The following is an 11,662-nucleotide window of genomic DNA, read 5'->3' as shown; positions in this document are numbered from 1 at the left end:
GGTTAGCTAATTTAAAATACGATTTGCCAACTTGAAAGAGGATGAGCTTATATTTGTAGATTAAATTAGAAGAGCCGTATGATGGGAGACTATCACGTACGGTTCTGTGAGAGGGGAAGGGTGAAACTCCCTTTTCCTACTCGACACAACAACGTTAGCGGTCACCCTATGACGACAACCACGAAGAAAATAACGACACAGACAAGATGGAAGGATTAATATCTCCAAAATACCAAATGAAATTAGTTGAAGACGTTGAAAACGCTCTTTGGAATATGTTTACGACATCTAAGTATTACAATGTAGAAAAGTATTTAGAAAAATGGCAAGTATTTGAAGATAGATACACAGACACTGGTTTTCATATTGGTTGGACACCGCAGTTTGAAATCAAAAAACAAAAAGAAGGTGGCTCAATTGATTTAAAATCAACTTTACATTCTATAGACGGAGAAACTTTGTTGAAAATTGCAATTGAATTAGGTGTTGATACTCCAGACTTTATACCCTCAATCCCGACATTTAAAAATGTTCTAAAAGCTGACTACCAAAGAGCCTACGACACATTTGTAAAAGCTTATAAGCAAATTGACACTGACCCAAGTTTAGCTGTCGGGCTTGCGAACTCTGCACTTGAAAGTATAATAAAGGAAATTCTTAAAGATGATAGAATTTCAAGTAAAATAACTGGCGGTGAAACCCTATATAAACTGACTTCAATAATTTTAAAAGAGTTCAACTTAGCAAATGACAACCATCCAAAGGAAATAAAAACAATTGGCAGTTCTCTTTTAGCAATAAATCAAGCAATCGAAAAGCTCAGAAGTGAGAAGACTAACTTTCACGGCAAGACAACTGAAGATTATTTAATTAATGACACCATTTATACATTTTTCGTTGTTAATACCGTTGCGACAGTTGGACTTTTTTTAAATTCGTATTACAAGACAAAGTTTCCTAAACCGACACCAGCACCTGTAATAGAAGATGACGGTTTACCATTTTAGAACAAGCATAAATGACATTTTATACTTTGAAATTGAAAGCAAAAAAAGAAGGGCGAACCGCTAACACGGGTTTTGCGTCAGGCGGGGTGACGTGCAAACTTGGAGCTTTGTGCTTCTATTCAAGTTCAGCGCAAGTTGACAGTTTTGTGCTCCAAATCCCGCCCGAACGCAAAGCCCGAAAACGTTAGCCCACATACTGAAAAACCCACCGCACAAACGGCACATTTGGTTTTTCCCAACCACTTCACCCAACGCTGAAAAAACCAAAAGAGCCGTTTTCCCCCACACTTTGAAAAAATGTTGAAAACTTCTGACCACAGAAAGTTGACTGAATAAATAAAACTGTTACATTTGACAACAAATGTCAAGTATAAAATTTCAAACGACATTATGAATGTCAAAAAAACAATAGGCGAAATACTGCGGGAACGCAGGGAAGAAAAAGGACTTTTTCTACGTCAGGTTTCAGCATTGCTCGAAATGGACACTGCAATTTTGAGCAAAGTGGAACGGGGAACTCGAAAGGCAACCAAAGAACAAATCATCAAACTTGCCGAAATCCTTGAATTGGACAAAGACGAACTCTTAATCCAATACCTAAGCGAAAAAATAGCATATGAACTAATGGACGAGGACGTAGCAACCAAAACCCTAAAAGTCGCTGAACAGAAGGTAAAATACTTAAAATCCAACCCCAATAAATGAACATCAAACAACTCATAGAAAAATATCAAGCCGACAGGGAATATTACTTGACCAGCAAGTACAACGAAACACTGCTTCGCAGTGATTTTTTGGACCCGCTGTTTGAGTTGTTGGGTTGGGATATTAAAAACAGTTCGGGGAAACCGACCAATGAACGGGAAGTGATTTTGGAAGAAGCCTTGAAAGCCAATGCTTCCGAACATTCCAAAAAACCCGATTACACTTTCCGACTTTTCTCTGAACGGAAATTTTTCTTGGAAGCCAAAAAGCCTTCTGTTCGCATTGAAAACAACAACGACACTGCTAAACAAGTAAGACGCTACGGATTTACTGCTAAGCTGAAAATATCGGTTATTTCCAATTTTGAACACCTTATAATTTACGACACGTCCGTAAAGGTTGAGAAAAACGATACCTTTCAAAAAGCACTTGTAAAAACCTATCACTACACCGAATACGAAAGCAAATTTGAAGAAATAAAACAACTTCTCGGACGTGAAGCGGTGTATTCAGAAACTTTTGAAACCGAATGGGAAGACATTGAAACCAAAATCAATCAGTATTCTATTGACGACCTTTTCCTTGGTCAAATCAACGAATGGAGAAAAGATTTAGGTTCTGAAATTTACAAACACGACCCTAAAATTGACGAGCAACAACTAAACGATATTGTTCAGAGTTACCTGAACCGCATTTTGTTCCTTCGAGTGTGTGAGGACAGGAATTTAGAGGATTATCAAACGCTCTTGAAGTTTGCCAACGCAAACGACTTCAAAGCCTTAATCAAAAAGTTCCAGGATGCAGATAAACGTTACAATTCGGGTTTGTTTGACCAATTACTGAAAGACCAAATTGTTGAAAACGTCAGTTCGGTTTTTTGGAACATCATTAAACAACTTTACTATCCTGAAAGCCCTTACTCTTTCAGCGTTTTTTCTTCGGATGTTTTGGGAAGTATTTATGAGATTTTCTTATCAGAAAAACTGACCGTTTCAAACGGTAAAATCGAATTGGTAAAAAAGCCAGAAAATGTTGACAGGGATATTGTTACCACACCCACTTTTATCATTAGCGATATTTTGCGAAACACAGTTTTGAAAAAATGCGAAGACAAAACCGACAAGGAAATTCTGAGTTTGAAATTTGCCGACATTGCGTGTGGTTCAGGTGCATTTTTGTTGGAACTGTTCCAGTTGCTTAATGACATTCTGATTGACTATTATTTGAAAAATGACACGTCAGAACTCATACAAACCAATATCAACACCTATAAATTACCGTTTGAGATTAAACGGGAACTGTTGCTGAATTGTGTTTATGGAATTGACAAGGATTACAATGCCGTAGAAGCTTCAAAATTTGGTTTGTTGCTGAAAATACTTGAAGACGAAGACACTACTTCCACCAATAAAACAAAACCCGTTTTACCCGACCTTTCGCAAAACATTTATTTTGGAAACAGCCTTTTAGACCCAAAAAAAGTCAAAAAAGAACATCAAACGGAAATAAACCCTTTTGACTTCTCAAAACTTCGTTTTGACGTGATTGTAGGCAATCCGCCTTATATGAAGTCGGAAGATATGAAGAATATCACACCGCTTGAATTGCCTTTGTACAAGAAGAATTACACTTCGGCTTACAAGCAGTTTGACAAATACTTCCTTTTCCTTGAACAAGGATTACAATTGTTGGCAAAGGACGGTATTTTGGGTTATATCGTGCCAAGCAAGTTTACCAAAGTTGGTGCAGGGAAAAAGCTAAGAGAATTGCTTACCGAAAAGGAATACTTACATTCCATTGTTTCGTTTGGAGCCAATCAAGTATTTGCCGATAAAACAACTTACACTTCTTTACTCATTTTAGGCAAAGAGCCAAAAAAGGCATTTCAATATGCCGAAGTCAAGAGCTTAAAAAGTTGGAAAGTTCGTGAGCCAGAAGCATTACGATACGATTCTAAAAACACCAATGATTTGAACAGTGATGTTTGGGTTTTGGTGTCGCCTGAATTAACAGACACTTTCAACAAAATTGCTTCTCAGAGTATTAAATTAGAAGATTTAGTTGGGGATGGCAACATTTTCAACGGCATTCAAACCAGTGCCAATGCCATTTATATCTTTACACCTACCAAAGAAGACAAAAAGCATTATTATTTCACGCAAAAAGGTGTTGATTACAAAATTGAAAAAGGCATCACTAAACCTTATTTCAAAACTTCTTCAAAAGAGGATAACCTGTACACGTATAGAACATTCAAGCCCAACGCAAGGGTTATTTATCCCTATAAAAAGAAGAAAACAGGTGTTGATATAATTCCGCTTTCTGACATCAAAAAGAAATATCCGTTGGCTTATGATTATTTCCAACATCATAAAAACATTTTGGACAATCCAAAAAGGGATATTAAACCCGAACCGAAAACCGCAAACGAGTGGCATAGGTTCGGAAGGCATCAAAGTTTGGACAGTTGCGGTTTGCCCGAAAAAATCATTGTTGGCGTACTTTCTGTTGGCGACAAATACGCCATTGACACGCACGGTACACTAATTTCATCAGGAGGAACGGCAGGCTATTGTGTGGTTGCTCTTCCCGAAGATTCGGAATATTCCATTTACTACCTTCAAGCCATTCTCAATTCCAAATACTTGGAGTGGTTGAGTGCTTTGTATGGAGAGGTTTTTAGAGGCGGTTATATCGCAAGGGGAACAAAAGTGTTGAAAAATTTACCCATTCGGAAAATCGACTTTACCAACTCGAAAGATAAAACACTTCACGACCAAATCGTAACGACTCAAAAAGAACTAATCCGAATTTATGATGAAATAGATGTAAATGCAGGTAACAAAAGGAAAATAATGCCTTTACAAAGCCAATTTTCAAGAGAAAAAGCACATTTAGACAAGTTGCTGACCGAGTTGTACGGCTTGGGCAGTGATGATTTGTTAATCCCTTTAATAAAAGAATTATATGAAGTTAATTGAAAACGCATCAGCGGAAAAATTAAGAGGCGGTTTCTACACGCCCGAACCGATTGCTTCATTCATTTTGAAATGGGGTATCAACGGAAGCAATGACTATGAAATTTTAGAACCGAGTTGCGGAGATGGGGTTTTCTTGGAACAACTCAGAGAAAACGACCACACTTTTGAATCAGTAACGGCAATTGAATTTGACGAGGGAGAAGCCGAAAAGGCAGAGCAAATTGACCTTAACAATAAAACGGTTATTAACTCTGACTTTCATTTGTATTGCAATGAAACCACCCGAAGATTTGATTTAGTCGTAGGCAATCCGCCTTACATTCGTTACCAATATTTCGACAAGGAACAGCAAATTGAAGCAGGGAAAATCTTTGAAAGAGCGGGTCTAAAGTATTCAAAGCTGACCAACGCTTGGGTTTCCTTTGTGGTGGGTTCAAGTCTATTGCTCAAAGAAAATGGCAAAATCGGTTTTGTGATTCCGGCAGAACTTTTACAAGTTTCTTACGCTAAACAATTGCGAGAATTTTTAGCTCGGTTTTACAACAAAATCAACATCATTTCCTTCAAAAAATTGGTGTTCCCCGATATTCAACAAGAAGTGGTTTTGCTACTCTGCGAAAAAAACAACAGTAATTCACACCGCATTGAGCATTTGGAGTTGACAGACGCTTCCGAGCTTTCCTCTTTGGACGTAAACCGATTGAGAAGCCCTACCAAAAAAATTGATTTTAAATCCAATAAATGGACATACTATTTTTTGGAGCAAGAAGAAATCAACTTTTTGGAAACTATTGCTAAAGAAAAAAACATCCCGACCATTAGCGATTATGCCAATGTGGAAGTGGGTATTACCACAGGAGCAAATAAATATTTCACTGTTCCCTATTCCACCGTAAAATTTTATCAGTTGGAAGATTTTGCCAAACCAATGGTTGGGCGAAGCGTTCAGGTAAACAGTGTGGTTTTTAACAAGAAAGATTGGTTAAAAAACCAACAAACCGAAGCCAAGGCTAATTTATTGGTGTTTCCGCCCAAAGAAAAGCTAAATGGGTATCTTGGAGTTAAGGACTATTTACAATACGGGAAATCCATTGGGATACACAAAGGTTACAAAACGAGCATCCGAGACGATTGGTTTGTGATACCATCTATCAAACTTTCGGAAGCTTTGTTTATTAGGAGAAACAACCTTTATCCCCGTTTAATCCTGAACGAAGCCAACGCCTATACCACCGACACAATGCACAGGGTTTTCATCAAAGAAAAAACAGACAAGAAGGCTTTTATCGGTAGTTTTTACAATTCATTGTCTTTGGCTTTCTCGGAAATCGTAGGACGTAGTTATGGCGGTGGCGTTTTGGAACTGATGCCAAGCGAAGCAGGCAAAATATTACTTCCCTATCAACCCGAGAACACGGATTTACTCGCCACAATCGACAAAATGATGCGTGAGGACAAACCCATTGACGAAATCTTAAAAATAACAAACCAACAAATTCTCAAAAAAGGCTATGGCTTTACCGATAAGGAAATAAGCCTCGCAGATAGCATTTGGAAAAAATTGTCATCGAGGAGGTTGAATAGGAATAAATGATAGTAGATTGATTTATATAACTTTAGATACTTGTGTTTGGTTAGGATTGTTGGAGGTAAGCTTCGACAACGAGGATAATCTTTTTGAAGAAATCTGTTTTTGGATTGAAAACAAATTGATTACACATATCACCCCCACAAATATCATTGACGAATGGCATAGGAATAAAAATTCAAGAAAGGAAAGTGCCATTAAACACTTAAAAGACAATGAACAAATTTTATTAAATCGTTTCAAGAATAACACTACGCTTAGTAAAATATACAATCCTGACACTATATCAGAAATAATTCAGAATAGGATTGAAAGAATTGATTTGATTTTAAATACTTCTGAAAAAGCCGAAATTAACAACGATATTCTTATTAAAGCAGGGAATAGAAACTTGCTCAGACAGGCTCCTAACCATATCAAAGAAGGGTACAAAGACACCGTTAATATATTGACCTTGATAAATCACTTAAAGCATAAAAACTACGATAAATGTATTTTTTCAACTATTGATGGGGATTTCGGGGTTGCTAAAAATCAAAAATATGAATTGCACAGTTCTTTGGTTAATGAATTCAAAGAAGCTAACCTTCAATATATTTACTTTGGTAACAAGAGAAACATTGGTGACACTACAAACAATTTTGGAGCAAGATTTATTAGTGAGTTAAGAAAGGGCTCTTATTCTCTTCCAAGTTTTCAAGACCACTTAAAAAGTAAAAAACAGGAAGAAGTTGAGGAAAGGAAGAGATTTGATATACCTAAAATAGCAAATCCGGACGTAGACTATCTTGAAAACCTAAAATACATTGACGATATTCTTCAAAAGAAAAAGCGAACATCATTTGATGAAGATGTCCTAAAAAGACTTATCAATAGACACGATAGCTACAAACAATATTTCTTTAATAATCTCGGAAAAAATGGCTTGGTTTAACTTTTTAAAAGCAGAAGGGTATTTTAACCCTAATCAAAACCCAGAGCCGCTTCGGGTTAAGGACGGATTTCAAATTCCTTATTGGGAAATATTGGATTATTTGGAAAAACTATCTGTTGAAATAAGTCAAGGTAAAGAAACTGAACTTGTGGATGAATTGTTGGCAGTAATCAAGAACGTTTCAGAAAACCCAAGAGATAATTACAGAACTTGGTACGTCTTCACTAAAATTTTGGGAAATATCCCCAATGAAAGTATTCCAAAAGAAATTTTACATTTCATTCCTGTTTGGTTAAATAGCAAGTTTGACACAATGCTTCAAACTACTGAACTATGTGAGAAACTTCTTCCAAAATTCTTGAATGACAAACCAACAGAAGCCGATATTGAAAAAGCTGAAATTATTCTTCATTACCTTTTTCAAGTAGAAAAAGTTGATGTTGAAGGAGTTGATTTTTTTGGGGAAGGCAGTAACTATCGTTCGAGATTGTATTTATACTTCTTAGCTAATCAATTTGAAAAAACGGATATTATAGCGAAAGTTGTCAAGTACTGTTCGGAAAGTATTATTTTAGAATTAGGCAGAACGATTAAATTCTTACTTCTTGATGTTTTCGGCGGGGTCAATACTACAATGAAAGATGGAAATAAAGAATATGAAATCAAAATTCATATTGAAGAGGAAAATTTATCGGTTTCATCAAAATTAAACGACAGTGAAGCTAACAGCGTAACTTCAACCCTGCCAAATTGGGAAGAAAAAAGCGAGGGTACTATTAAAAATGAACTCGTGTCAATTCTAAAGAAGCACGACATTGACTATACACCTACAAATGATAATGACGATATTTTTCAGCGATTAAACTTTACGTTAAGTACAGGCTTTTCTTTTGCTCTTGATTATAACAGTATTAGAAAGTTGGGTAGTCAACATTATGACAAAGAAAAAGTCTTGAATGTGTTTGCACTAATTTTTCGTGATTTACTGAACGAGAAAGCAAAGCAGACCCCAGAAGAAGCATTATCCATCCTAAAAACCATCTGTTTTGATGCAAAATATCGCGTTCCTTTTTTTATATGTGTTTCTCTTTATGTAATAAGTGAAAATTGGGAAACCACAAAATCCTTGTTTTTTGAATTGATAAAAGACAATGATGCTTTATACCTGTTTTCAGATTACAAATATTACAAAGAACTTTATGATTTGCTAAAAAGAAATCAAAACGCACTGAATACAAATGAAGCCAGAATAATTGAAAGCATTATTGAACAAGGAGAACAAAATAAATCCGAGGAGAAAACAGAAGATGATAAAGAATATTGGAAACTTAAGTGGTTTTCGTCTTTAAAAAGCGTAAAACCATTTAAAGACAAGTATTTATTTCTCTCAAATAAATTAAAACTCACAAGCGAACATTTTGAAAATTCAGGTGAAATCAAAGTTAGAACGGGCTATGTTTCCCCAATTTCAATAAATGATTTGCTTGAGAAAAGCAATCAAGAAATAGTGGAGTATATTAAAACATTTAACCCCAAAAGAAGTTTTGATAAACCAAGTATCGGCGGATTGTCTGAAACCTTTGGAAATGCAGTTGAAACAGAACCTGAAAAATTTGTTTCAGAAATAGAATTATATCAAGATATCCCCTACATCTATTCTTATCGTATGCTTAACGCATTTGGCAAAGCGTGGAAAGAAGAAAAGACTTTTGATTGGGAAAAAGTTCTTCAATTTTGTTTAAACACTCTTAAAAGTCCTAAATTTTATGGAGGTGAATTAGAAATTGAAAATGATGATTGGAGTGCAACATCTGATTGGGTTGTTGGTTCAATAGCTAATATACTTACAGACGGTTTACGCAACGATAAAAATTCTTTTGATTTAGAATTTCTTCCACTTGCAAAAGAAATAATTCAAATAATTGTCGGTAACCTCAAACCAGTAGACGATTTAAAAAAGACGAATATGGATTACCCAACATATTCGTTAAATTCAACCGCAGGGAAATCTTTAAGGGCATTATTTGACTATTCACTTCACAGAGCAAGAAACTTATATGAACATAAGGACAAAGGAAAATGGGAAAAAGATATTAAATTATTATTTGAGGAGTCTTTAAAAAAAGGAATTATTGATGGTTACATTTTGCAAGGAATGTATTTTGAACAGTTCTGCTTTTTAGATTATGATTGGATTACGAAACAGGTTAAGCAATACTACACAAGCAAAGATAGAGAATGGCTTGCATTTATGGGAGGTTTTGTTTTCGGAAATCCACCATATAGTAAAGAGCTTTATAACCTATTTTATCCTCATTATGAAAGGATGATTGACGATAACGTCAAGTTTAAAAGTTTTAATCAAAACGGCTTAGTTTACCATTTAACAGCCTTTTATTTTAGAGAATATGAAACTCTTTCTTCCGAAAAATTGCTTTTCAAGTTTATAAATCAAGTTTCGCCTGACCAAGTAGGTGAACTAATTCACTTTGTTTGGCGACAAAAGAAGCATTTTTCCAAAACAGAATTACATAGGTTTGAACAAATAATTATTGACTTATGGGAATTCTTGACAGATAAATATGAATCTACATCCATTGAGGAGGAACAAACAAATTTAGGAATGCTTTCTAATTGGATTGTATTTGTACCTGAACTAAACGATACTTATACAAATCTCATTCTAAAATCGTGCAAACTCATTGACAAAATATATTCAACTCACGAATTGCTTGAAAACCTTGTTGCATTAAAAGGTAAAGGGAATCCAAAGACGACAGCAGAATCAATAGGTAAAATAATTTCATCATTGAACTTTAAAGACTATATGCGAGATTCTGATAAAGATTCCATCAAGGACTTGGTTTCGTTTCTGTTTGCTTACGGACAAAATGAAATAGCCTCTGAATTTTGTAACAAAATGGCATCTGAACATCAACAATTTTTTCTAAGGGAGATTTATGAACAAAATACGCAATAACTTAACTCGAAAAAACAGTAAACATACGGAAAAGCCCAACGCTAAAGCCATACACATTGCCAAGTCGCACTGCCCACCGCAACACCAAAACTTGTCAAAGAGTATGGCTTTCCCAACCGCTAACAGACAAACCGAAAAAATTAAAAGTCAGTGAATGAAACCAAGCAGAACGCAGGAAGTACGTGGGCTAACAAAGAACTGAGGTAAAAAACAAGTCTTTTCTTCCTTAAATTTTAACCATAAAAATCTTGGCATTGTTGAAATGGAACAAATCTCCTACGGTCGATTTGTTTCCAGTCCAACAAGCAAACACCATGTTCATAATATTAATTTTAACTATTGCAGTTTCAGAACCGATACATGCTCTGGATCGTAAGGATTTCCTGAATTAGCAATCGCAAAACACTGCTTGAGCAATTTATTGGACACCGCAATAAGTGCCAGTTTCTTGCTTTTCCCCTTATTTACAAGCCGCTGGTAAAGTTCACGACAGGCCCTATTGTGCTTACAGGCATTGAATGCGCAAAGGAACAGCAGGTTGCGAAGTTTCTTATTTCCGACCTTACTGATCCTGCTACGACCGCGCACACTGCTTCCCGACTCGCGAATTGTAGGTGTAATGCCTACATAACTGCACAGCTGACCGGCAGTCTCAAATTTGGAAAACCCATCGGTCACCACAATTAGAAACAATGCGGTCTTTGGGCCAATACCCGGAACGCTCGTCAAAAGAGTGAGCTGGTGCTGTTGCTCTTTTTTTACGAGCGAGAGCAGACGTTCCTCGATCCCGGCAATCTCCCCGTCCAGGTGCTTCCTGTCCCGTTTGAGGGACCTGTATACAAACTTCGAAGGGATTCCCAAGGTCTCCTCACCGTGCATCTTGTTCTTAGTGGCGGTACGCTTCTTGAGGTAGCTGTCCAACAACCGAAACAGTTGCAGGCACTCCGCCTGTACGTCCGTCAGGGCATTGTATAGCGGAACTTCGTTTGCCATCGCATAGTCACAGATGGCCTTGGCATCGCTCTTGTCGGTCTTTATCTTGGCCAGCTTCATCTGAATGAAACGTTTCACCGACAAGGGGTTTACCACAGATACCACCACATGGTTCTTGTAAAGAAACTGTGCGAGCCTGTAATGATAGTACCCCGTAGCTTCCATGACCACAATGGCACCTTCGGGAAGGATCTTTAAAAATGATCCAAACCCTTTCCCATCATTATTGAACTGGTTGTGGCCACTATTGCTGCCGTACAAATCAAAGACATCCTTGCTGATGTCAACTCCGAAAGTTTCCTTATATTTATTCATAAGAATTTATTTTATGAAAGAACCAGCTACTTGGGTCACAACAACTTGAAAACGAGGTCCAGGCCTCACAGAACTGAACGTGATTTAAGTAGTAAAAGAGCGGGGATTATCAATGTTGCCGAAGTCTAAAAGCTTCACCGTGTATAGTAACCTTACTCC

The 11,662-nt window shown here is 36.6% G+C and carries 7 protein-coding genes; 6 read left to right on the top strand and 1 reads right to left on the bottom strand.

Annotated features, from left to right (window positions below; translation table 11 throughout):
• The first annotated feature begins 206 nt into the window (after positions 1–206).
• The 6 genes from MWU32_RS00035 (at position 207) to MWU32_RS00010 (ending at position 10,195) form a co-directional block, all read left to right on the top strand.
• Positions 207–1,007, top strand: a complete 801-nt coding sequence (locus tag MWU32_RS00035) for an abortive infection family protein (protein ID WP_246936558.1) — start codon at positions 207–209, stop codon at positions 1,005–1,007.
• Positions 1,008–1,358: 351 nt separating this feature from the next.
• Complete coding sequence (locus tag MWU32_RS00030) at positions 1,359–1,712, top strand: helix-turn-helix domain-containing protein (protein WP_246936556.1); 354 nt, start codon at positions 1,359–1,361, stop codon at positions 1,710–1,712.
• Positions 1,709–4,693, top strand: a complete 2,985-nt coding sequence (locus MWU32_RS00025; protein ID WP_246936554.1) for an Eco57I restriction-modification methylase domain-containing protein — start codon at positions 1,709–1,711, stop codon at positions 4,691–4,693. The genes MWU32_RS00030 and MWU32_RS00025 overlap by 4 nt, the downstream gene beginning before the upstream one ends.
• Positions 4,680–6,287 carry a class I SAM-dependent methyltransferase gene (locus MWU32_RS00020; RefSeq protein ID WP_246936552.1) on the top strand — a complete coding sequence of 536 codons (1,608 nt, stop codon included), beginning with the start codon at positions 4,680–4,682 and terminating at the stop codon, positions 6,285–6,287. Before MWU32_RS00025 ends, MWU32_RS00020 begins: the two co-directional genes overlap by 14 nt.
• Positions 6,288–6,294: 7 nt before the next feature.
• On the top strand, positions 6,295–7,215 hold the full coding sequence (locus tag MWU32_RS00015) for a PIN domain-containing protein (protein WP_246936550.1): 921 nt from the start codon (positions 6,295–6,297) through the stop codon (positions 7,213–7,215).
• Positions 7,202–10,195, top strand: coding sequence for a hypothetical protein (locus MWU32_RS00010; protein ID WP_246936548.1), 2,994 nt, complete (start codon positions 7,202–7,204; stop codon positions 10,193–10,195). The genes MWU32_RS00015 and MWU32_RS00010 overlap by 14 nt, the downstream gene beginning before the upstream one ends.
• 336 nt (positions 10,196–10,531) lie before the next feature.
• Here MWU32_RS00010 and MWU32_RS00005 read toward each other — a convergent pair whose 3' ends face one another.
• The gene (locus MWU32_RS00005; RefSeq protein WP_182207071.1) at positions 10,532–11,503 is read right to left on the bottom strand and encodes an IS110 family transposase; all 972 of its coding nucleotides are present in this window, start codon (positions 11,501–11,503) and stop codon (positions 10,532–10,534) included.
• Between the last annotated feature and the right edge of the window lie 159 nt (positions 11,504–11,662).

Source organism: Gelidibacter sp. F63206 (genome assembly GCF_023015735.1).
Note: the sequence above shows the minus strand (reverse complement) of the source record. Positions and strands in the feature narration are given on the sequence as shown.

What these genes read in the sequence shown, in the direction of transcription:
- MWU32_RS00035 (WP_246936558.1), top strand. Translation starts at nt 207, where the DNA reads ATGGAAGGATTAATATCTCCAAAATACCAAATGAAATTAGTTGAAGAC.
- MWU32_RS00025 (WP_246936554.1), top strand. Translation starts at nt 1,709, where the DNA reads ATGAACATCAAACAACTCATAGAAAAATATCAAGCCGACAGGGAATAT.
- MWU32_RS00020 (WP_246936552.1), top strand. Translation starts at nt 4,680, where the DNA reads ATGAAGTTAATTGAAAACGCATCAGCGGAAAAATTAAGAGGCGGTTTC.
- MWU32_RS00010 (WP_246936548.1), top strand. Translation starts at nt 7,202, where the DNA reads ATGGCTTGGTTTAACTTTTTAAAAGCAGAAGGGTATTTTAACCCTAAT.
- MWU32_RS00005 (WP_182207071.1), bottom strand. Translation starts at nt 11,503, where the DNA reads ATGAATAAATATAAGGAAACTTTCGGAGTTGACATCAGCAAGGATGTC.